This is a genomic window from Roseibium sp. LAB1 (assembly GCF_054658235.1).
Genome location: NZ_BAAGIB010000003.1, coordinates 711,941 through 735,035 on the forward strand (window position 1 = coordinate 711,941; position 23,095 = coordinate 735,035).

Genomic DNA, 23,095 nt, shown 5'->3' on the forward strand with positions numbered 1-23,095 from the left:
TATAAACTGCGCTGCCACAGCCGAGACGGCTGTGGCAGCGCGGTCCTTGAGGGTATAATTCAGGAGCAATTTTGCGAAGCCTTGCGATGAACATTGCCGGTATCCCGGAATTCGCGGCGCGGTTCGGGCTCGATTTCGTGCTGCCGCAGCGCTGCTTAAGCTGCGATGCAAGGGTGTCGGAGCAGACGGGGCTGTGTGCGGAATGCTGGTCCCAGATGCCTTTCCTGGAACGGCCCTGGTGCCAGCGGCTTGGTATCCCGTTTTCCTACGATGTCGGCGAAGGTGCCTGGAGCCCGCAGGCAATTGCCGCGCCGCCCGTGTTCGGCAGGTTACGGTCTGTCGCCTTTTACGAAGGTCCTGCCCGCCAGATGGTTCATGCGCTGAAGTTTTCCGATCGGCGTGAACTGGCCCGCCCGATGGCGCGCTGGATGGCTCGCTCCGGCAGCGAACTGCTGAGCGAGGAAAGTCTGCTTGTGCCGGTGCCGCTTCACTGGTTGCGCTTGTTGTCCCGCAGGTTCAACCAGGCCGCCGATCTTGCAAAAGAGGTTTCCCGCGAATGCGGTGGGCAGTTTGAACCACAGATCCTGAGACGGCAGAAGCGTACCCGCCGGCAGGTCGGCCTTTCGGCCAAGGACCGTCACCGGAATGTCCGTTCCGCCTTCAAGGTCGACGCCGATCGGGCCGATCTGGTGCAGGGGCGTCACGTTGTGTTGATCGATGATGTGCTGACAACCGGTTCGACAGTGTCCGCCTGCTGCAAATGCCTGCTTTCATCGGGCGCAGCCTCCGTCGACGTGCTCACTTTTGCGCAAGTCGACCCGTCCCAGCGAGCAGGTATTCCGGCCTGATCGCAACGCTCGTCTATTGAGTTTTCGCTGTGCGCTCGCATATAACGCCCGGATTTGGTGTGCGGCGGTGCGGCAAAAGCGTGCGGCTGCCAAAAAACAAGGAAATAGACCTGATGGCTGAAGTGGTGATCTATACGCGCCAGCTCTGCGGATTCTGTACAGCGGCCAAGCGGCTGCTGGACAAGAAGGGCGTTGCCTACACGGAACACGATGCCACGTTCGATCCGGGCCTGCGCAAGGAAATGGTGCAGAAAGCCAACGGGCATTCGACCTTTCCGCAGGTCTTCGTCGGCGCGACGCATGTGGGTGGCTGCGACGATCTTCACGATCTGGAGCGTGCGGGCAAACTGGACGCCCTGCTCGGGTCCTGATTTACTGAAGGCACAATTTCTTCTCACAGGATGGAGACAGCGGTCGGATGACCTCATTCACGGCAGCATGCATTCAGCTGCGTAGCGGCAAGACGATTTCGGACAACGCCGATGCTGCGGAAAGCCTTATCCGGGCAGCAGCAAAGGATGGCGCGCATTATGTTCAAACGCCCGAAATGTCGAACGTTCTGGTGCGCAGCCGGGAAGAACTGCTGGAGCGGATCTCCGATGCGGATGACGACCAGTTCCTGAAGCGATCACGCGCACTTGCGGCCGATTTGGGCATCTATCTGCACCTCGGGTCACTGGCCGTGCTTGCCGGCAACGGCAAGGTCGCCAACCGTGCGTTTCTGATTGCGCCGGATGGCAACATCCTCGCGACATACGACAAGATACACATGTTCGATGTCGACCTGCCGAACGGTGAAAGCTGGCGAGAATCGGCAACGTATGAACCGGGCACACAGACGGTGATCGCCGATCTGCCCTTTGCCAAGGTCGGTATGGCAGTGTGTTACGACATCCGGTTCCCGGCAATATTTCGAACCCAGGCCCGCCAGGGCGCGCAGGTTCTGACAGGGCCGGCGGCCTTCACCCGCCAGACCGGCCAGGCTCACTGGCACGTGCTGCAGCGTTCCCGTGCGATTGAAAACGGTGCTTACGTGATTTCGGCCGCCCAGGGCGGTGCCCATGAGGATGGCCGTGAAACCTATGGTCACAGCCTTGTCGTGGACCCCTGGGGTGCCGTGATCGCCGAACTCGACAATGATGCACCGGGCTACGTTCTCGCGGAGATCGAACCCAAGAAAGTGGCCGATGCGCGGGCGCGTATCCCTGCAATTGCCAACGAGCGGGATTTTGTCTGTCATCATGCGGACGGTTTGAAGGAGATTTCAGCGTGATCAAATACACGCTCGTTTGCGACAGTGCGCATTCCTTCGAAGGCTGGTTCCGCAATTCCGATGATTTCGACGCGCAGTGTGCGCGAAAACTGGTTGTCTGCCCGATCTGCGGAGCAACCAGCGTTCAGAAAGGTTTGATGGCGCCGGCAGTTTCGACCGCACGCAAGCGGGACGCGCTTGCCAGTGCCACGCAGGCTGAAATGCAAGCGGTAGCCGCGGCTACCGCTCCCAAAACCGAAACGCCGACTGGCACCACCACGACCGACATGCGACCGTCGGCACTCCTGCCGCAAGATGTGCAGCAGAAGGAAGTTCTGGAGGCGCTCCGGCTGGTGCGGGCGCGCATCATCGAGAGTTCGGAAAACGTCGGCCAGAACTTTGCGACCGAAGCCCGCAAGATCCACTACGGCGAAGCTGAAGAACGCAGCATCTATGGCGAGACGTCGCCCAAGGATGTCGAGGCGCTGCTGGACGAAGGTATCCAGGTGTTCGCTCTTCCAGAGTTGCCTGACGACAAGAACTGAGTTCTGGCGACGGTCCCGAGTGCTCCCGGACAATCGTTGGCAAACCGTTCGCCGGGCTTTGCTGCCCGCATGGTTTGCTGAGGGGCAGCAAAAGCATGATCCGCTGAAGGAGGGGCAGGCCCGAGCCATGGGCGATGACTGATGCCGCCTCATGCCTCAAGAGCTGTCGCCGAGAGGACCTTTTCTCTCAGATGCAACCTTTCTCTTTTGTCTATTGCTGGCAGCGTTCAGTCAAAAGGTGGTTTGTTGCTTCTGCGTAGTGCTGATGTTTTGGATGATTTCTTACGTAGTGTTAATCATTGTTAATTTATTTCATTATTTAAGTCTTGCATTGCCTTGGGAACTTTTGAGTGTTTTCCGAGTTGAATATTACAAGAAATCTTTATAAGCAGAACGCTGTGCCGAGGTTCCCGATGTCGATAGCTGAAATGAACATGCCTGATTCTATACGCGTGATGGTGGCGGAAGACGAGCCGATGATCGCCTGGATGCTGGAAGACATCCTTTCGGGCATGGGACTGATGGTCGTCGGGCCGTTCTCGACCGTTGCCGAGGCAAGTTCCTGCATATCTTCGGCAACGCCCGAATTGGCACTTCTGGATGTCGATCTGGCCGACGGCGTTGTTTATCCGCTGGCCGACACGCTGCACGCGCAGGAAATTCCGATCATCTTCCACACTGCCAACCCGGACAAGGTGGACCTAAAGAGCCGGTATGAAGGCGCTGAGGTCGTGCCAAAGCCATCGAACCCGAAGCGGCTCCAGATCGCCGTCGAAACGGCCCGGACACTCCTCAAAAGATCATGAGCAAGGCCGGTCTGCCGGAGAGCGAAAGCAACTCTTTCGGGCATGGATCTGCCGACTGTCAGCGGCTGCAACAAGCAACGGAAAAGCCTGCCTCATTCGTTTATGGATGAAGCAGGTTATTCCAGCGGGTCCGGGCCGACAGTAACGTCAGGACTTCGCGGCGGCCGGTTTGCGCCGGGCTGCCGCCGGTTTCATCGCCGACTTGGTTTCTTCCAGACTTTCTTCCGCAGCCTTGCTCAATTCGTTGACGCTTTCCATTGCCGTTTCGTTGAGTTCTTCAACCGCGGCAGCGCTTTCGGAAAAGCTGTTTCGGAAAAGGGCTGCCTGCTTTTCGAAATGATCCTGATATTCACTCGCCATTCTGGAATAGAAATCCTGCAGCGTTGCCATGGTTTCTTCCGGTGCGGCGCACTGGCTCAGGGATTTGGCGCATTCGAAATCCTGATGCAGTCGATGGCTGACGAAATTCATGTGGTCATCAAATGCCTTTTCGGCATGGGACCACATGGTCGTACCCATTTTTTGGAAGCTTTCGATGGCCTTGGCTTCAATCCGGTCTTCGCGCTCGGCGAACGCCCAGTTGGAAAAGGTGGGCATCGGCCACTGGGTTGGCGTCGGCCACTCGGGTATCTTGGGCCATTCGGCCATCATGGCGCTCAGGTCGAAGGCACCCGTATTGCTTTTGGTCGGCATGAAAGATCCTCCGGTTGTTCGTGTGACATAAAGCGGCTGGCCATGGCGGTTTTCCGCCGGCTTACCGTCCCCTGACCCGTGAACGGTTTCGTCACCGGCACAGGGCCCCGCTCCAAAGGTGACGTAACTGTACCCTTGCATCAAGGCCAAGCTTTGACACGGATCAAATCGCGTACCGATTCTTACGTAAAAGACGCAAGCGCCGCAGACCCGGCTGGGCTTACCGCCGGCTCAGGGGCGATTTAGAAAATCACGCAGCGTTGCGGTCACCATTTCAGGAGCTTCCAGCGGGGACAGGTGCCCGCTGCCTTCAATCACGGCCAATTCGCTTTGGGGAATGTGGCTGTGGATCTCCTGCGAGACTTCAACCGGAGTGAGGCGGTCGCCATCACCAACCAGCACCAGCGTCGGACAGGCGATCTCCCCAAGCCGGGGCCGGGAATCGATGCGGTTGATCAGGGCTGTCTGCTGGCGGATGAATGCCTCTGGTCCGGTTTCATGTGCCATGTCGACGACAGCTGCTTTCAGGTCCTCGTCATCTTCGCGATTTTCATGGACAAAGCCGGGGTAAAGCAGATGTGGAACCTTGGAGAAGCCCTTCTTGCGGGTCAGGTCAATCAGGAATTGACGGCGTTCGGACTGGTCAGGTGTGTCAGGCCGCGAATTGGTGTCCAGAAGGGCGAGCTTGCCGACCCGGTCGGGCGCTTCACGCAAGATTTCCATGGCGATGTAGCCACCCATGGACAGGGCGATGAGGGAAAACCGCTCAGGGGCCTTTTCCAGGACACTGGCGGCGATGGCCTTGATGCTGTCGTGTTCACGGTGGTTCGCCACCATGATCGGCCGGTCGGCAAAGGCAACGATTTGCGGGGCGTAGAGAGCCTCGGTGCACAGGAGGCCCGGAACAAACAGGATCGGATCGCTCATCGGATCTCCTTCGCCCGTTCCGCCAGCATCATGTAGTTCACGTCCATGTCGCGCGATTTCGTCCAGCTGTCCGTGAGCGGATTGTAGGTGACGCCGCAGCGGTCGATCATGGTCAGTCCGGCGGCCTGGAGCGGACCTTCGATTTCCGAGGGGCGGACCAGCTTTTCATAGGAATGCGTGCCCTTCGGCAGCCAGCGCAGCACATACTCGGCGCCGACGATGGCAAGCGCATAGGCTTTCAATGTGCGGTTGATGGTCGCAACGAACATCAGTCCGCCCGGACGGACCATTTGCGCGTTGGATTCCAGGAACAGCGGCACGTCGGCCACATGCTCGACCACTTCCATGCTGAACACCACGTCGAAGGTCTCACCCGCCGCCGCCAGGGCTTCCGCCGTCTCTGCCCGGTAGTCGATCTCAAGGCCGGAGGTCTTCATGTGCAGGCGTGCGATCTCGATGTTGGTTTCAGACGGGTCCGCGCCGACCACATCCGCCCCGAGCCTTGCCATCGGTTCGCTCAGAAGGCCGCCGCCGCAGCCGATGTCGAGGAAGCGCAGGCCCTTGAACGCATCCGACGCCTTCGGATCGCGGCCGAAATGCCGGCTGATATGATCCTTGATGTAGGCCAGACGCACAGGGCTGAACTTGTGCAAGGGTTTGAATTTGCCCGTCGGGTCCCACCACTCTTCTGCCATGGCGGAAAAGCGCGCGACTTCCTCGCTGTCGATCGTGCCTTTGGTTTCCTGAGCCCTGCCAGTCATCGGACGGTCCTTTCAAGAACGTGAAGCGGCCTCGCGCTTCGCCTGGTCATTCAACGGTTCGAAGTCGATCCAAGGTCTGAGACTATTTGTCAAGAGACCCAGTTGCGGCAACGGAACACAGACTGTATGCATGTGCGCCGATCCCGGAGGCGCAAGAGGCGCTTCCAGACACGACTATAAAGATTACGAGTGGTATGGCCCGACTGGTTTTAAAATTTGGCGGGACTTCGGTTGCCGATCTTGATCGCATCCGCAATGTCGCCCGCCATGTCAAACGGGAAGTGGACGCCGGCCATCAGGTCGCGGTGGTAGTTTCGGCCATGGCCGGGCAGACCAACAAGCTGGTGGAGTTTTGCCGAGAGGCATCACCGCTCCACGATGCCCGCGAGTATGATGCCGTTGTCGCTTCCGGCGAACAGGTGACCTCCGGCCTCCTGGCCATCGTGCTGCAGGACATGGGCGTCAATGCCCGATCCTGGCAGGGCTGGCAGGTGCCGATCAAGACCGACGAGAACCATGGCGCGGCCCGTATCCGCGATATCGACGGCAGCTTCCTGAGCGAACGCCTCGAGCAGGGTCAGGTAGCCGTGCTCGCCGGTTTCCAGGGGGTGGCGCCGGATAACCGGATCGCGACCCTGGGCCGCGGTGGTTCCGACACCAGTGCGGTTGCCATTGCCGCCGCCATCAAGGCCGACCGCTGTGATATCTATACCGATGTCGACGGAGTCTACACCACCGATCCGCGCATCGTGCCCAAGGCGCAGCGTCTTGACCGGGTGTCGTTTGAGGAAATGCTCGAAATGGCCTCTCTCGGTGCCAAGGTGCTGCAGGTGCGCTCCGTGGAAATGGCCATGGTTCATGGCGTCAGAACTTTCGTGCGCTCCAGCTTTGACGATCCGGATGCGCCCCAGGTCGGCGAGAACGGCCTTCCGATTGGAACTCTTATTTGCGACGAGGACGAACTCGTGGAACAGCAGGTTGTCACCGGCATTGCCTATGCCAAGGACGAAGCCCAGATCTCTCTCCGTGACGTTGCCGACAAGCCGGGTGTCGCCGAATCCGTGTTCGGGCCGCTGGCGGATGCCAACATCAACGTCGACATGATCGTTCAGAACATTTCGCCGGACGGAAAGACCACCGACATCACCTTCACGGTTCCCGAAGGCGACTTCGAACGCGCCAACAAGGTGCTGAAAGACAATCGGGGCGTCATCGGTTTCCAGAACCTTGAAGGTGCGCGGGACGTGGTGAAAGTCTCCGTCATCGGCATTGGAATGCGCTCGCATGCAGGCATCGCAGCCCAGTGTTTCCGCGGTCTTGCGTCCAAGGGCATCAACATCCGTGCCATCACCACTTCCGAGATCAAGATCTCTGTGCTCATCGATTCAGCATATGCAGAACTTGCGGTGCGGACTCTGCATTCGCTATACGGGTTGGACGGATAGTTCATCCGGGAGGCAGGCCCTTGCTGAAAAGGGGTCTGTTTGAAGCGGGATCAACGGGGGCGCAATGCGCAGCAACCTAGCCGGACCGCGCCTTCTGCTCCGTCGGCTTCGCGAAGTCATGGCGGAGCCGATCACGGCGCAGGAGCGACTCGACAAGATCGTGGTGTTGATCGCCTCGAACGTGGTCGCCGAAGTCTGTTCCGTTTATATCCTGCGCGCCGATGGCGTTCTCGAGCTCTACGCGACCGAAGGTCTGAAGAGCGAAGCGGTTCACAATGCATCGCTTCGCGTCGGCCAGGGCCTTGTCGGCCTGATCGCGGCCGAAGCCCGGCCGCTGAACCTGCCCAACGCCAGTGCCCACCCGGGCTTTGCCTATCTGCCGGAAACGGGCGAAGAAGCCTATAACTCCTTCCTCGGTGTGCCGATCCTGAGGGCCGGCCGCACGCTCGGCGTCCTTGTCGTCCAGAACCAGTCCCACCGGACCTATCTGGAAGATGAAGTCGAAGCGCTGCAGACGACTGCGATGGTGATCGCCGAAATGGTGGCCGCCGGCGAGCTGGAAGCCATTTCCCAGAAGGCCACGGGCCTCGATCTTTCCCGGCCGATCACTTCCAACGGTGTCGGCCTGGCCGAAGGCGTCGGCCTGGGGCATGTGGTTCTGCACGAGCCGCGTGTCGTCGTCACGAACCTGATCGCGGAAGATACGGATCGCGAAAAGAGCCGCCTGGATGCGGCGATCAACCGGCTGCGGCTTTCAATCGACGATTTGCTGGCCAGCGGCGAAATTGCCGCGATCGGCGAACATCGCGAGGTTCTGGAAGCCTACCGCATGTTCGCTTACGACCGCGGCTGGATCCGGAAGATCGAGGAAGCGATCCGCAACGGCCTGACTGCCGAGGCGGCTGTCGAAAAGGTGCAGAGCGATACGCGTGCCCGCATGCTGCGCCAGACCGACCCTTACCTGCGCGAACGCCTGCACGATCTTGACGACCTTGCCCACAGGCTGATCCGCGAACTCATGGGCCGCGAGCACGGCCCGGGCCTGGACGAACTGCCCCAGGATGCGATCGTCGTCGGCCGCAACATGGGTGCGGCAGAGCTGCTGGACTACGGCAGGGACCGCATCCGCGGCCTGGTTCTGGAAGAAGGCGGGCCGACCAGCCACGTGACCATCGTTGCCAGGGCGCTCGGCATTCCGACGGTTGGCCTTGTCGATGATATCGTCAGTCTGGCCGATGGCGGTGATGCCATCATCGTGGACGGCGATACCGGCGAAGTGCATCTGCGTCCGGCTGTCGACCTGGAAAACGCCTATGCGGAGAAGGTCCGCTTCCGGGCGCGGCGTCAGGCCCAGTACCGGCGCCTGCGCAACAAGCCGTCCGTCACCCGGGACGGTATCGACATCTCGCTGCAGATGAACGCCGGCCTTCTGGTCGACCTGCCGCATCTGGACGAGGCGGGGGCGGCCGGGGTCGGTCTCTTCCGCACCGAACTGCAGTTCATGGTGGCGTCCTCGTTCCCGCGCATGCGCGAGCAGCAGTCACAGTACAGCCAGGTTCTCGATGCAGCGGCGGGCCGTCCGGTCACCTTCCGGTCGCTTGATATCGGCGGTGACAAGGTGTTGCCTTATCTGCGCTCGATCCAGGAGGAAAACCCGGCCATGGGCTGGCGCGCGTTGCGCCTTGGCCTCGATCGGCCGGGCCTGCTCCGGACACAGATCCGGGCGCTGCTGCATGCGGCTGCCGGCCGGGACCTGAAGCTGATGTTCCCGATGGTGGCAGTGGTCGATGAATTCCTGCAGGCCAAGTCCCTGGTGGACAAGGAAGTCAAACACCTGCGCCGCCATGGTCACGCCACGCCGGAAAACATCCGTCTGGGCGTGATGGTGGAAGTGCCTTCGCTGCTGTTCCAGCTCGAAGAGCTGATGGGTCATGTCGACTTCGTATCGGTCGGGTCCAACGACCTGTTCCAGTTTTTCTGTGCGGTCGACAGGGGCAACACACGTGTCGCCGACCGGTTCGACACGTTAGGGGTCGGGTTCCTGCGGGCCTTGAAATCCATCGTCGATGCGGCAAATAAAGCTCATGTTCCCGTAACACTATGCGGGGAACTGGCCGGGCGGCCGCTGGAGGGGATGGCACTGATCGGCCTGGGCTTCCGGGACCTTTCCATGTCACCCGCATCCCTTGGTCCGGTGAAGGCCATGCTGCGGACCCTTGATGCCGGTCGCCTGTCCGCCAGGCTGTTGCCGCGGCTGGAACCTGGCCACGACGACAGCAACATTCGGGACGTGTTGAAGCGGTTCGCCGCCGAAACCGATGTTGCCCTTTAGCGCTAACGGGCGTAACTCACCGTCAAAGCGATAATTTCTGGAGAATCAGCGCGTATGCTGGCGCGTCACAAACTCGATACCCTGCTGGACCGGTTCGCGGAACTCGAACACATGATGTCCGCCAATCCGGATCCGGGCGCTTACGTCAAGCTGTCGCGGGAATATGCCGGACTGGAACCGCTGGTCGGCAAGATCCGTGCGTTGATCAAGGTGGAACAGGATCTGGCCGGTGCGAAGGCGCTGCTGCAGGATCCGTCCTCCGATACGGAAATGCGCGAACTTGCCGAAATGGAGCGCGACGAACTGGAAGAGCGCGTCGAGGAGCTGGCCCAGGATGTGCGCATCGGGCTGCTGCCGAAGGACGAGGCGGATTCCAACGATGCCATTCTGGAAGTGCGGGCCGGGACAGGCGGCGACGAGGCGGCCCTGTTTGCCGGCGATCTCTTCCGCATGTATCAGCGCTATGCCGAACTTCAGGGATGGAAGGTCGAAATCCTGTCCGCCAGCGAAGGTGAAGTCGGCGGATACAAGGAAGTGATCGCTTCCGTTTCCGGCGACAATGTCTTTGCCAAGCTGAAATTCGAATCCGGTGTCCACCGAGTACAGCGGGTGCCGGCAACCGAGTCGGGGGGGCGAATCCACACGTCCGCGGCAACCGTCGCCGTGCTGCCCCAGGCCGAGGACGTCGACATCGACGTTCAGGAAAGCGATCTGAGGATCGACACCTACCGTGCGTCCGGGGCAGGTGGCCAGCACGTCAACACGACCGATTCGGCGGTGCGCATCACGCACTTGCCAACCGGTATCGTCGTGGCCGTTCAGGACGAACGCTCCCAGCACAAGAACAAGGCGCGGGCCATGCAGCTGCTGCGTGCTCGCATCTATGACGAAGAGCGCGAGCGGGCGGCAAGCGAGCGGACCGAGGCCCGCCGGCTTCAGGTCGGATCCGGTGACCGTTCGGAACGCATCCGCACTTACAACTACCCGCAGGGCCGTGTGACCGACCATCGCATCGGTCTGACGCTCTACAAGCTGGAACAGATCCTGTCCGGCGAAGCCCTGGGTGAGGTCATCGAACCATTGATCCTGGATTACCAGGCCAATCTTCTGGCTTCCGAAGAGGCTTGAGGGTGAGCATCGGCCAGCTTTACCGGTCTGTGCGTGACCGGTTTCGAGCGGCCGGGCTGCCGACGCCGGAACTGGACGCGAGGCTTCTGGTCGGAGCGGCGCTTGATCTGCCCCTGTCAGATCTTCTTTTACGCGAACATGATGAGGCTGCGCCCGGCGCTGCCGAACTTGTCGAAGCCCATGCGCAAAAACGGCTGGCCGGAATGCCTGTCGGCCGCATACTTGGCGAGCGGGAGTTCTACGGCCGGCGGTTTCTGTTGAATCCGGCGACACTGGAACCGAGGCCGGACACCGAAACCCTGATCGACGCCGTGCTGGAAAGATGCGCCCCGGATGAAGCGCCGCTGATCTGCGATATCGGCACGGGCACGGGAGCCATTGCCGTCACCTTGCTAGCCGAATTGCCCAATAGCCGTATGATTGCGGTGGACCTGTCGGAACAGGCACTGGAATGCGCGGCCGGCAATGCGCTCCTTCATGGTGTGGGGGGGCGACTGCTGCCGGTTCGAGCGGACTATACCTCTGCCTTGCGGCCTGAAGGTGGTTTCGACTGGGTTGTCAGCAACCCTCCCTATATCCGCAGTGCAGTGCTTGCAGAGCTCTCGCGCGAGGTGATTCAGCATGACCCAAAGCTCGCGCTTGATGGTGGCGAGGATGGCCTGACCGCCTATATCCGTATTGTCACGGATGCAAAAAAGTTGCTCCGGTCAGGCGGCTGGATCGCACTTGAAATCGGCTTCGATCAGGCGGTTGATCTGGAAAAACAGTTGCGTCATCATAGCTTTGTAGGGATTGAAGTCATTCAGGATCTTTCCGGCAACGACCGTGTCGTGTTGGGGCGCAGGTCTTAATTTTGCGGATTTGATCCAAAGACGAAAAAGCACTTGGAAATCGCAACGGAAACGGGTACGTTCCTCTTGCCGAGACCGGAAATGTTATCAGCGTTTAGCGGGGCATACGCATCCGGCAGCTGGGAACCGGCGCAACTTCAGCGTTTTGGAAACCGTTGCAAATCGGACTATCCGGTGTTTCGGACTGTCGAAGAAAAAGACAATCGCGTTGGCCAGCGGCCTTTAGCGCGCTGCGTATGTTTTCAATGACAGCCGCTAACCAGCATTGTTGGTTTCGGCAGGTATTTCGTGTCGGTTTTAGGCAATTCCGATGTTGGGTCAGCGTCAAGCTGACCGCCGTTCCGTAAGAGAAAACGGCAGGATGAGACCAGGAAATCAAAGCAATAAGCGTATGCGCGGACGGGGCCGCAAGGGCCCTAATCCGTTAACCCGGACTTACGAATCCAACGGTCCTGATGTGAAGATCCGCGGTACTGCGATGCATATTGCAGAGAAGTACCAGCAGCTTGCACGCGATGCCCAGGCATCGGGCGACCGGGTGATGTCCGAGAACTATAACCAGCATGCGGAGCATTATCTGCGCATTGTGGCTGCTGCGCAGCCGCAACAGCAGCCGATGGCGCATGCCTCTTCCCGCAACGAGGCCGAAGACGGTTTCGAAGCTGGGGCAACCAATGGCTCTGCACATTCCAATGGTGCGGAACGGCCTTCCCAGGAAATGTCTTCCTCGGATGGCGACCTGATGGATGCCGACAGCCCGCAGCCCTTTATCGACGACATGCCTGTCATCGATCAGGAAGGCAAGGTCAACGGCGCTTCCCAGAAGGCAGACAAGGCCGAGGCCGGTGACGACGATGCGGACGAAAAGCCGCGCCGCAGGGCCCGGACCCCTCGTGCCCGCACACCGCGTCGGGCATCCGGCGATCAGGCGGATGCAGGCCAGACCGCGGCGGAAGCCACGGACGGTGCCGAAGCAGCTGCCGGTGGTTCCGAGCAGGAAGAGCAGCCGAAACCGCGGCGCCGGGTTGCTCGCCCGCGCCGCCCCAAGGCGGCTGAAGAAGCTCCGGCCGAGGCGCCTGCTGGCGAATAAGCCGGTGAATAGTCAGCCTCGATAAAGCTGAAATAGATAAAACGGCGTCCATGATGGGCGCCGTTTTTGTTTGTCTTGCAGATATCCGTTCCGAACGGCACAGATAAGATGCCGCAGGGGCTTTTGTGGTGAATATGCAACACTATATTAGAGGAGCAGCACTGCAAAAGGCTGTGCGGATGCCCGTATCAGGGGTCCGTATTCCAGATCGTTCCCCACGCTTCGGGTGGTGCGAACGGGTAGGAGGTAACTTATGAACTTTGAAAAATACACTGAGCGTGCGCGCGGTTTTGTTCAGTCCGCTCAGACCTTTGCCTTGGGGCGGGGCCATCAGCAATTCGCGCCTGAACATATCCTGAAAGTTCTTCTGGATGATCCGGAAGGCATGGCCAGCGGCCTGATCGACCGTGCCGGTGGCAACGCCAAGGCACTGAAGGGCGACCTTGAAGGCCTTCTGGACAAGATGCCGAAAGTTTCCGGCGGGTCCGGCCAGCTCTATATGGGGCAGGCTACCGCCCGCCTGTTCGAGCAGGCCGAGAAGATTGCCGACAAGGCGGGAGACAGCTTCGTCACCGTCGAGCGTCTTCTGCTTGCCCTTGCCATGGACAGCGACGGCGAAACCGGCAAGCTGATGAAGCGGCACGGCATTACTCCCAACGCGCTGAACGAGGCAATCAACCAGCTTCGTCAGGGCCGGACGGCCGATACTGCAACCGCGGAAAATCAGTATGACGCGCTGAAGAAATTCGCCCGGGATCTGACGCAGGTCGCCCGGGAAGGCAAACTCGACCCTGTGATCGGCCGTGACGAGGAAATCCGGCGGACCATCCAGGTTCTGTCGCGCCGTACCAAGAACAACCCGGTCCTGATCGGTGAGCCCGGCGTCGGCAAGACTGCCATCGCCGAAGGCCTTGCTCTTCGTATCGTCAACGGTGACGTGCCGGAATCGCTCAAGGACAAGCAGCTTCTGGCGCTCGACATGGGCTCTCTGATCGCCGGTGCGAAATACCGCGGCGAGTTCGAGGAACGCCTCAAGGGTGTGCTGTCCGAGGTCCAGGCGGCCGCGGGCAAGGTCATCCTGTTCATCGACGAGATGCACACTCTGGTCGGAGCCGGCAAGGCAGACGGCGCCATGGATGCCTCCAACCTGCTGAAGCCCGCCCTGGCGCGCGGCGAACTGCACTGTGTCGGGGCAACCACGCTGGACGAGTACCGCAAGCACGTCGAAAAGGACGCTGCGCTCGCCCGCCGGTTCCAGCCGGTGTTCGTGAGCGAGCCGACGGTTGAGGATACCGTGTCGATCCTGCGTGGCATCAAGGAGAAATACGAGCTGCATCACGGGGTTCGCATCACCGACAGTGCCATCGTTTCGGCGGCCGCCCTTTCGAACCGCTATATCACCGACCGGTTCTTGCCGGACAAGGCAATCGATCTTGTGGACGAGGCCGCCAGCCGGCTGCGGATGCAGGTCGACAGCAAGCCGGAGGAACTGGACGAACTGGATCGCCGGATCATCCAGCTGAAGATCGAGCGTGAGGCGCTGAAGGCCGAAAGCGACGAGGCATCCAAGGATCGCCTGTCCAGGCTCGAAAAGGAGCTGACGGATCTTGAGGAAAAATCGCAGGCACTCAGCAATCGCTGGCAGGGTGAGAAGGAAAAGCTGAACCTTGAACAGAAGATCAAGGAACAGCTCGAACAGGCCCGCATCGACCTGGAGATCGCGCAGCGGCGCGGTGATCTGGCGAAAGCCGGAGAGCTGGCCTATGGCGTGGTTCCGGAGCTGGAGCGCAAGCTCGCGGAAGCGGAAGCTTCCGAGGATGTCGATGCCATGGTCGATGAGGCCGTGACACCGGCCCATATTGCCCAGGTCGTCTCCAAATGGACGGGGATCCCGGTCGACAAGATGCTGGAAGGCGAGCGCGAAAAGCTGCTTCAGATGGAAGACATGCTGGCAAACCGGGTCATTGGCCAGGGGGAAGCCATTCATGCGGTTTCCACTGCCGTGCGCCGCGCGCGTGCCGGCCTGCAGGACCCGAACCGGCCGATCGGCTCGTTCATGTTCCTTGGGCCGACCGGTGTCGGCAAGACCGAGCTCACCAAGGCGCTTGCGTCGTTCCTCTTTGATGACGATAGCGCAATGGTGCGGATCGACATGTCGGAATACATGGAGAAACACTCGGTTTCCCGGCTGATCGGCGCTCCTCCCGGCTATGTCGGTTACGAGGAAGGCGGGGCGTTGACGGAAGCCGTTCGGCGGCGGCCCTATCAGGTCGTGCTGTTCGACGAAATCGAAAAGGCCCACAGTGACGTGTTCAACGTGCTGTTGCAGGTTCTTGATGACGGCCGTCTGACGGATGGTCAGGGCCGAACCGTCGATTTCCGCAACACGCTGATCATCATGACCTCGAACCTGGGGGCCGAGTATCTGGTCAACCAGCCGGAAGGTCAGGACACCGATGCGGTTCGAGACGAGGTGATGAGTTCCGTGCGGGCTCACTTCAGGCCCGAGTTCCTGAACCGCCTCGACGAGATCGTGTTGTTCCACCGCCTGCAGCGGGCGCAGATGGCCGATATCGTCAAGATCCAGCTGGAGCGTCTGCGGGCTCTCCTCACTGATCGCAAGATCACACTGAAACTGGACGACGGTGCCCTCGGGTGGTTGGCTCAGAAAGGCTACGACCCCGCCTACGGGGCCCGGCCGCTGAAACGTGTGATCCAGAAGGATGTTCAGGATCCGCTCGCCGAAAAGCTGCTTGCCGGCGAAATCCTGGACGGCCAGACAGTGGAGGTCTCGGCCGGTTCGGACCGCCTGATGTTCCAGGTGGAAGGCTCGGAAAGCGCTGCCGCCTAACCAACTGGCGGCAAGCCTCAAGGACAGATCGGAAACCCGCGGAAGGACCCTTCCGCGGGTTTTTTGTTTTGCGCCTCGCTTCCTCAAGGCATTTGCGTTTTGTCAAACGGGGGCCGGGAAAGGTGTGGTATTCATATATTCATAGTAATGAAATAATAGCTGTGCCGGAACGGCCCTGGGTGGCAAATCCGGAATAGGAGGCTCAAATGACAGTCGACCGTGCCGTAATGATGTTCGCAGGTGCCATGGTGCTCTTGTCCCTGGCGCTGGGATATTATGTTTCATCCTACTGGTTTCTGCTCAACGCCTTTGTCGGCTTGAACCTGATACAGGCCTCGGTCACCAGTTTTTGTCCGGCGGCGATCTTCTTCAAGAAGCTCGGTCTGAAACCGGGAGTGGCCTTCTCGTAAGGTGGAGGTCAAAATGAGACGCGGTATCCGCTTTCTCGTCCTGCTGATGCTGGCAACAGCGTCCGGTGCCGCGTCGTCGGCTCGTGCCGGTGAATATCTGGCACAGCCGATCACCGTGCCGGAAACCAAGGCCGTGTTTGCCGAGGTCAAGAGCCGCACAGTTGTGCCGGCTCGCGCGCGGATCGGCGGCACAATCAAATCCATTTCCGTGCGTGAGGGCGACGAGGTGATGGCCGATCAGGTCATCGCCATGGTCGTGGATGAAAAAATCGCGCTTGAACTGGATGCTGCCCGGGCCCGGATCGAGGTTCTGCGCTCCCAGCTCCAGAATGCCCGGACCGAACTTGAGCGGGTCGAGCAGCTTGTCGCACGCGGCAGCGCGGCGCAGAGCCGGCTCGATCAGGTGCGCACACAGTTTGATGTGGTCACAAACCAGACCGTTGCAGCGGAATCGGACATGGCGGTCGTTCGCCAACGGGCCAGTGAAGGCGAGGTACTTGCACCCAATTCCGGACGTGTCCTGACGGTGCCCGTCACGGAAGGGTCGGTCATTATGCCGGGCGAGGCAATTGCCCGGATTGCGAGCGGTCATTACTTCCTGCGCTTGTCCATCCCAGAGCGTCACGCCGCGCAAATCACCTCGGGTGCGAAGGTGCTGCTGGGGGGGCGCGGTCTTGATCCGAAGCCGGAGACCGCCGGCACGCCGCAGTCCTTTGGAACCATCGTCAAGATCTATCCGGAAATCTCGGAAGGCCGCGTGACGGCAGATGTCGATGTTGACGGTATTGGAGATTATTTCGTCAACGAACGTACCCTTGTCCATGTTCCCGTGGGCGAGCGTCATGTCATCGCGGTACCGGAAGCAGCTCTCTCGATCCGTCATGGTGTCGATTATGTGCAGGTCGCCGGTGACGGAGGCGCTCAGGATGTCGCCGTCGTTCCGGGTGCGCCAGTTATTCATGACGGGACGGTTCTGGTTGAAATACTGACCGGACTGCGCGCCGGTGACCGGGTGATGGTGCCATGAAACTCGGACTTGCCGGATGGCTGACCCGGTCTTTCATCGGGTCGCCGCTCACCCCGCTGTTTCTGATGGCTTCCCTGGCCCTGGGGCTGATAGCGCTTGTTGCCCTTCCGCGTGAGGAAGAGCCGCAGATCTCCGTGCCGATGGTCGACATTCACGTGGAGGCGAACGGTCTCAACGCGGAGGACGCGGTCAAGCTTGTGACGGAACCGCTCGAGACGATCGTCAAGGCGATCGACGGTGTCGAACATGTCTATTCGCAGACCCAGGACGACCGGGTGCTGGTGACGGCGCGGTTTCTCGTCGGAACAGACGCGGATGCGGCCATCCTGCGCGTGCATGAGAAGATTCGCGCCAACATGGACCGGATACCGGTCGGTATTCCCGAACCGCTGATCGTCGGCCGGGGTATCGACGACGTTGCCATTGTCGTTGTCACGCTGACACCCACGCTGGAGGCTGCCGACCGGTGGACTGCCAACGGGTTGACCCGGATTGCGCGCGAACTCCAGACCGAGATTGCCAAGCTGCCTGACATTGGCCTGACGTTCATCGTCGGCGAACAACCGGAAGCTATCCGGGTCGAACCGGACCCTGAAAAGCTGTCGCTCTACGGGATCACGCTGCAGCAACTGGCGGCCAAGATCGAAGGGGCGAACAAGTCCTTCCGCGCCGGCTATGTGCGCGAAGCGGGGGAGCAGCGCGTGCTGGTGGCCGGCGAGACGCTGCAATCGGCGGAGGAGATCGGAAACCTGTTCCTGACCGCCCGCGATGCCCGGCCCGTCTATGTGCGCGATGTTGCTCGCATCGACCTTGCCACTCACTCGGCAGAGCACAGGGTTGCCAATATACGTAAACAGGAAGGAACGCTGGTCATGGCGCCAGCCGTGTCGCTGGCCATCGCCAAGCGCCCGGGCACGAATGCGGTGGTGATTTCCGATGAAATCGTCTCAAGGCTGGAGGCAATCCGTGGGGATCTGTTTCCCGAAGGCGTGGACATGGAGATCACCCGGAACTACGGCGAGACCGCCAACGAAAAGGCCAACGAACTGCTGTTTCACCTCGGTCTTGCGACGGTGTCCATCGTTGTCCTGATCGCGCTTGCGATAGGCTGGCGCGAAGCACTGGTCACGCTGGTGGTCATCCCGACGACGATCCTGCTCACACTCTTCGCCGCCTATCTGATGGGATACACCATCAACCGCGTCAGCCTGTTCGCCCTGATCTTTTCCATCGGCATCCTGGTGGATGATGCCATCGTGGTGATCGAGAACATCGCCCGTCACTGGGGCATGTCGGATGACCGGAGCCGGATGCAGGCCGCTGTGGAGGCAGTCGCCGAAGTTGGCAATCCGACCATTGTGGCCACCTTGACGGTCATCGTCGCGCTTTTGCCGATGCTGTTCGTCTCGGGTCTGATGGGGCCTTACATGGCACCCATACCCGCCAACGCCTCGGCGGCGATGCTGTTTTCCTTCTTCGTTGCGGTGATGCTGACACCCTGGCTCATGATGAAATTCGCAGGTCGCAGCGGCGGGCACCCGCACGTGCCTGCAGCCCATGGCGGAGTGTTGGGGCGGGTGTATCGACTGGTGGCAAAACCGCTGATCGGATCGCGCCTGCGCTCCTGGATCTTCCTGCTGATCGTCGGGGTCTGCACGATCGGCTCTCTCGCACTGTTCTACACAACCGATGTCACCGTGAAGCTGCTTCCGTTCGACAACAAGTCCGAGCTGCAGGTGCTTGCCGATCTGCCCGAGGGGGCTTCGGTTGAAGACACCGACAGGGTGCTGCAGGAAATCGTGGCCCGCCTTGGGGATGTTCCGGAAATCCTGTCGTTCCAGACCTATGCCGGCACCGCTTCGCCTTTCAATTTCAACGGGCTGGTTCGCCATTACTATCTGCGGGCATCTCCAGAGCAGGGAGACGTTCAGATCAATCTCAGCGAGAAAGGTGAGAGGGACCGGTCCAGTCATGAAATCGCGCTCGGGCTCCGTGAGAGGCTTGCGGATCTGGAACTTCCCGCCGGCACCGTTCTGAAGGTGGTGGAGCCGCCTCCAGGGCCGCCGGTTCTGGCAACGCTGCTTGCGGAAATTTACGGACCGGATGCAAACACCAGGCGGGCTGTGGCACGCAGGGTGCGACAGGCCTTCGAGGACGTGCCGTTTGTTGTCGATGTCGACGATTCCTTCGGCACACAGGCCGAGCGGGTGCGCATAGCCATCGATCAGGACCGGCTGGAGTATCACAGGGTCGAACAGGGCGATGTGTTCGATACCGTCCGTCACCTCTATGGCGGAACCGAAGTCGGTTACTCACATCGCGGCCGCGCACGGTATCCGATTCCGATCCGGATCCACCTTGCCAAGGGCGACATGGTGATGGGAGAGGCCGTGCTTGCAACGCCGGTGCCCGCCAATGCCTTGCCCGGCGGCCGGGGCGTGATCGAACTTGGCGACGTGGTGACGGTCCGGCGTGAAAAGACTTCCTTCCCGGTCTTCCGCCACAATGGACGTGCGATTGAAATGGTGACCGGTGAACTTGCTGGCGCGTTCGAGGCACCGGTTTACGGGATGATGGCGGTTGCGGAGCGGCTGCGCGATATGGAGTGGGGGCCGGAGGGCGAGCCGGTGATCGCGTTTCATGGCCAGCCTGAAGACGAAACCCGGCCGACCCTGCTCTGGGATGGCGAATGGGAAGTCACCTGGGTCACCTTCCGGGACATGGGAGGAGCCTTCATGGTGGCGATCCTGGGCATCTACTTTCTCGTGGTCGCCCAATTCGGTTCCTTCAAGCTGCCGCTCGTGATCCTGACGCCAATCCCGTTGACGCTGATCGGCATCATGCTGGGACACTGGTTGTTTGCAGCGCCGTTTACGGCGACGTCGATGATCGGTTTCATCGCACTTGCCGGCATCATTGTGCGCAATTCCATCCTGCTGGTCGATTTCATCCAGCATTTGCGCACGCCTGACAGACCGCTTTTGGACCTTCTTCTGGAAGCCGGGGCGATCCGCTTCAAGCCGATCCTTCTGACAGCGCTCGCCGCAATGATCGGTGCGGCGGTGATCTTGGGTGATCCGATTTTCCAGGGGCTGGCAATTTCGCTGCTGTTCGGCCTGGCTTCGTCCACGATCCTGACGGTTCTGGTCATTCCCGCGATCTACATGGCTCTGCGCCAGGGGAAGGCACCAAAGGTGCCGGCTTCCCAAGCAGAGTAGCCGGAGCGCAAGTACTGCCTTGGCAGACGCTGATCGGCTAATTCCCGGTCGGCCAAGGGGGAGCGACAAGAGGTACCCAAGGGCGGCCGGATTCCGGCCGGTCGGAAGTTGTTCCGCTATACCCATTCTATCTAAAGGTAGCGTACAAAATCGCTGATGGGCGGGGGCTCCCCGGCCCGTCTGTCGGCAGATGCCGGGCAGGAATGCTGATGCCGCGCAAGGCCGGCCGGGGTGAGAAAGACCCGGCCGAACATTTGTCACGTGCGGTTCGTTGAAGGGGGTTAGTTGATCGCCGCGATCCGGGACGGCTTGCGGACGCGGTCCAGCAGGGTGTCGACACGGTAGCGCTCGGTCTCGAACGCGGTGCGCATTTCACCGTCCAGCGTCCGGCCTTTCGGAAGCTTGATACGCATCGGATCCATATAGCGTCCGTTTACAAGCACTTCATAGTGCAGGTGCGGGCCTGTCGACAGGCCGGTGGAACCGACGTAACCGATGATCTGGCCCTGAGTGACCTTGGACCCTTCATGGATGCCGCTGCCGAAGCCGCTCATGTGGTTATAGGTGGTGGTGTAGCCGTTGGTATGCTGCAGTTCGATGCGGCGGCCATAGCCTGAACTCCAGCCGGCCTTGACGATGGTGCCGTTGCCGGCCGCCATGATCGGCGTTCCGCGCGGTGCGGACCAGTCCACGCCGCGGTGCATCTTGGTGTAGCCGTGGATCGGATGCCGGCGCATGCCGAAACCGGAGCGGAACTTGCCACCGTTGAGCGGCTTGCGAATAAGAAACTTCTTAGCGCTTTGGCCAGTGTCGTCGTAAAAATCGGTGACGCCGTCGTCCGGAGTGCGGAAGCGGTAGAATTCCCGCGTGGTGTTGCCGGTGTTGAGCGCCGCATAAAGGATCTTCGGCGGAGAGTTGTCGTCACCTTCCGTGAAGAACAGCTCAAGGGCGTCGCCTGGCTGGACCCGCGCGTTGAAGTCGACGTCGAATGAGAACATGCGCACCAGATCGTTGATGATCTCTTCCGGCATGTCCTGCTCGAGCGCCGTCTGGTAGAGGCTGTCGTAAATGGCAGGCGTCGGACCGCCGTAGGAAACCCTGTCGGCTTCCTCGAACGCATCTGCCAGGAACGTGCTCGGTTCCTTGGCCTCGATATAGGTGCCGCTGTCCGACCGGGCGACGGTAGCCTGGTGTTCGGTGTTCTCGTAGAGGCTGACGCGTTCGGGGCGCATCCGCTCCAGATCGTCCGGAGACGGCGCATAGGCGATCCGCAACCGCTGGCCTTCGGTCAGATCGGTAATTCCGAACAGTTTCGAGAAGGCGGTCGAGATGGCAATGGCTTCGTCTTCTGTCGCGTCGTAATCCATCATGACGTCGGCCAGGTCCTGGTCCTTGGTCACGGGAACGATGCTTTCGTCCATGCCGGCGAAACGGATGTCCTCGTCCTGCTTGGAGACAAAGGAAACGTTTTCCGGTGTGATGCGCACCGCGTAACGTTCCAGATCCGGCTGAAGAGCAAGATTGAAATCGAACCGGCCCGGATCGACCAGGGATTTTGCGGCCATTTCGACAGCGTCGATGGACAGCGTGCGCGCGATTTCGCGGACGGCCAGCTCGACCTCGGTCTCGGACGGGGTCCGATCCAGATCGATGTCCCCGCTTTCGGCCGGGAAGGGAGCCAGCGAAATGCTGACTTCGCTTTCCAGCTTCGCACCATAGATGGAATCTGCCGGAAGCGGTGTGCCGGTCTCCGCCACATTGGCCGCACCGTCATCGTCGGTGTTGTCGGCGAACATGTTCAGCGGATTGAAGGCCGGGATACGCTCCGCGAGTTCCGGATCCTTGCGGGTCGCAAGCGTTGCGCTGACGAAGACATGCGGCTGTACGCGAATATGGTCCCGGTCGCCCTCGCGCGTGACAACATTGACGTCGATGACATGCTTGCTGGAATATTCGGCGGCGGTGCGCAGAACGCGGTCACCCTTGGTGCCGCCGCTGGACAGGGAAAATCCGTTCATAAATGCATCGGACGAGGGCGCAGCTTCTACACTGTACTGACCATCGAGTGCCGCCATGAGGGCTCCACCCATCAGAACCAGTGATGTGACTCCTGTCAGAACAGTGCCGGCAAACCAGCGCAGGGACACCTGACGCCGGTCGGACATACCACTGCGGCCTTCGTAGCCGCGCAGCGGCGGCTCGTCACCTAACTCTATTCGTAGGGTCTGCGCGCTATGGAAGGGCCCAAAATGCATTAATACCTGTCCGGTCCTTTTAAGCTATCGCATGAATCCGAAACCCGCAGCCCTCGGGCACGGCAGTTTGTATCAGCGGCGATAAACATAACAGATCCTGCTACATGCAGTGTTTGATTTAAATCGTCAATTGTTTCTGCTCGGCTGCCCACCGGACACACCGCATTCGGATCGTGGGGTACGAGCAGATTTTGTCGGTTCTGTGGTCGTAACGGGGCCGCTTGTCTTCTTTATAAGGGATCTTCTGGCGTGACCTCCCGGCTTGCCCGCAGCCCGGGCGAAAAAAGGTCAGAAAAGAATTGGGAAAAATGAAGGGTATTGGAGGTCCGAGAGGGGTGGGATGTCGAATTTACCTAGGATTTCCGGGCGTTTTGGCTTGTGTGAATCTTTTTTGACAAAGTGTGTTGACTCATCTTCAGGCCCTGCGTATAACGCCCTCCATCGACGGCGGCGCCGCCAACACGGCGCTCCTCGCTGTTGGTTCTACCAGACAACTTTGCCGCATCGACCTGGCAACAGGGAAATGGCTTGGCGTCTTTGGTTGAAGGCTTTAAAGCCGCATTTGCTGACAAGCGAATGGTTCTTTGACAATTTGATTATTGAAGGAAGGGAAGCGTAGGCGGCGTTGGCCTTGCGATCTCAGGCTCTTTCGGGGG

At 60.3% G+C, this 23,095-nt stretch carries 18 protein-coding genes; 14 read left to right on the top strand and 4 right to left on the bottom strand.

The window, feature by feature from the left end:
• Nucleotides 1-71: 71 nt before the first annotated feature.
• From ACYQ54_RS21405 to ACYQ54_RS21425, 5 genes are all read left to right on the top strand, one after another.
• Nucleotides 72-848, top strand: coding sequence for a ComF family protein (locus ACYQ54_RS21405; RefSeq protein WP_460086076.1), 777 nt, complete (start codon nt 72-74; stop codon nt 846-848).
• Between the two features lie 113 nt (nt 849-961).
• A complete protein-coding gene (gene grxC / locus ACYQ54_RS21410; protein ID WP_460086123.1) occupies nt 962-1,219 on the top strand; it encodes a glutaredoxin 3 in 258 nt (85 codons plus the stop codon).
• Between the two features lie 47 nt (nt 1,220-1,266).
• Nucleotides 1,267-2,121, top strand: a complete 855-nt coding sequence (locus ACYQ54_RS21415) for a carbon-nitrogen hydrolase family protein (protein ID WP_460086077.1) — start codon at nt 1,267-1,269, stop codon at nt 2,119-2,121.
• Nucleotides 2,118-2,645, top strand: coding sequence for a DUF1178 family protein (locus tag ACYQ54_RS21420; protein ID WP_460086079.1), 528 nt, complete (start codon nt 2,118-2,120; stop codon nt 2,643-2,645). Before ACYQ54_RS21415 ends, ACYQ54_RS21420 begins: the two co-directional genes overlap by 4 nt.
• A 434-nt stretch (nt 2,646-3,079) precedes the next feature.
• On the top strand, nt 3,080-3,451 hold the full coding sequence (locus ACYQ54_RS21425; protein WP_460086080.1) for a response regulator: 372 nt from the start codon (nt 3,080-3,082) through the stop codon (nt 3,449-3,451).
• Nucleotides 3,452-3,598: 147 nt separating this feature from the next.
• Here the strand turns inward: ACYQ54_RS21425 and ACYQ54_RS21430 are convergent, their stop codons facing one another.
• The 3 genes from ACYQ54_RS21430 to ubiG all read right to left on the bottom strand — a co-directional run bounded on the left by ACYQ54_RS21430 (nt 3,599) and on the right by ubiG (nt 5,832).
• Nucleotides 3,599-4,144 carry a phasin family protein gene (locus tag ACYQ54_RS21430; protein WP_460086081.1) on the bottom strand — a complete coding sequence of 182 codons (546 nt, stop codon included), beginning with the start codon at nt 4,142-4,144 and terminating at the stop codon, nt 3,599-3,601.
• A gap of 231 nt (nt 4,145-4,375) precedes the next feature.
• Nucleotides 4,376-5,071, bottom strand: a complete 696-nt coding sequence (locus tag ACYQ54_RS21435; protein WP_460086083.1) for an alpha/beta fold hydrolase — start codon at nt 5,069-5,071, stop codon at nt 4,376-4,378.
• The gene (gene ubiG / locus ACYQ54_RS21440) at nt 5,068-5,832 is read right to left on the bottom strand and encodes a bifunctional 2-polyprenyl-6-hydroxyphenol methylase/3-demethylubiquinol 3-O-methyltransferase UbiG (protein WP_460086084.1); all 765 of its coding nucleotides are present in this window, start codon (nt 5,830-5,832) and stop codon (nt 5,068-5,070) included. Before ubiG ends, ACYQ54_RS21435 begins: the two co-directional genes overlap by 4 nt.
• A 194-nt stretch (nt 5,833-6,026) precedes the next feature.
• Here ubiG and ACYQ54_RS21445 point away from each other — a divergent pair, with 194 nt between their 5' ends.
• The 9 genes from ACYQ54_RS21445 (at nt 6,027) to ACYQ54_RS21485 (ending at nt 20,184) form a co-directional block, all read left to right on the top strand.
• Nucleotides 6,027-7,277: an aspartate kinase gene (locus ACYQ54_RS21445; RefSeq protein WP_460086085.1), complete on the top strand. Its 1,251-nt coding sequence runs from the start codon at nt 6,027-6,029 to the stop codon at nt 7,275-7,277.
• Between the two features lie 64 nt (nt 7,278-7,341).
• Nucleotides 7,342-9,609: a phosphoenolpyruvate--protein phosphotransferase gene (gene ptsP / locus ACYQ54_RS21450; RefSeq protein ID WP_460086087.1), complete on the top strand. Its 2,268-nt coding sequence runs from the start codon at nt 7,342-7,344 to the stop codon at nt 9,607-9,609.
• Between the two features lie 54 nt (nt 9,610-9,663).
• On the top strand, nt 9,664-10,737 hold the full coding sequence (prfA, locus tag ACYQ54_RS21455) for a peptide chain release factor 1 (protein WP_460086088.1): 1,074 nt from the start codon (nt 9,664-9,666) through the stop codon (nt 10,735-10,737).
• A gap of 2 nt (nt 10,738-10,739) precedes the next feature.
• Nucleotides 10,740-11,588, top strand: coding sequence for a peptide chain release factor N(5)-glutamine methyltransferase (gene prmC / locus ACYQ54_RS21460; protein WP_460086089.1), 849 nt, complete (start codon nt 10,740-10,742; stop codon nt 11,586-11,588).
• Nucleotides 11,589-11,979: 391 nt separating this feature from the next.
• A complete protein-coding gene (locus tag ACYQ54_RS21465; RefSeq protein ID WP_460086090.1) occupies nt 11,980-12,678 on the top strand; it encodes a DUF4167 domain-containing protein in 699 nt (232 codons plus the stop codon).
• A 253-nt stretch (nt 12,679-12,931) separates the two neighbouring features.
• Nucleotides 12,932-15,529: an ATP-dependent chaperone ClpB gene (gene clpB / locus ACYQ54_RS21470; protein WP_460086091.1), complete on the top strand. Its 2,598-nt coding sequence runs from the start codon at nt 12,932-12,934 to the stop codon at nt 15,527-15,529.
• Nucleotides 15,530-15,735: 206 nt separating this feature from the next.
• Nucleotides 15,736-15,939, top strand: coding sequence for a YgaP family membrane protein (locus ACYQ54_RS21475; protein WP_460086092.1), 204 nt, complete (start codon nt 15,736-15,738; stop codon nt 15,937-15,939).
• Nucleotides 15,940-15,952: 13 nt separating this feature from the next.
• On the top strand, nt 15,953-16,966 hold the full coding sequence (locus tag ACYQ54_RS21480; protein ID WP_460086094.1) for an efflux RND transporter periplasmic adaptor subunit: 1,014 nt from the start codon (nt 15,953-15,955) through the stop codon (nt 16,964-16,966).
• Nucleotides 16,963-20,184, top strand: a complete 3,222-nt coding sequence (locus tag ACYQ54_RS21485) for an efflux RND transporter permease subunit (RefSeq protein WP_460086095.1) — start codon at nt 16,963-16,965, stop codon at nt 20,182-20,184. Before ACYQ54_RS21480 ends, ACYQ54_RS21485 begins: the two co-directional genes overlap by 4 nt.
• Before the next feature lie 281 nt (nt 20,185-20,465).
• Here ACYQ54_RS21485 and ACYQ54_RS21490 read toward each other — a convergent pair whose 3' ends face one another.
• Nucleotides 20,466-22,439: a M23 family metallopeptidase gene (locus tag ACYQ54_RS21490; protein ID WP_460086096.1), complete on the bottom strand. Its 1,974-nt coding sequence runs from the start codon at nt 22,437-22,439 to the stop codon at nt 20,466-20,468.
• Between the last annotated feature and the right edge of the window lie 656 nt (nt 22,440-23,095).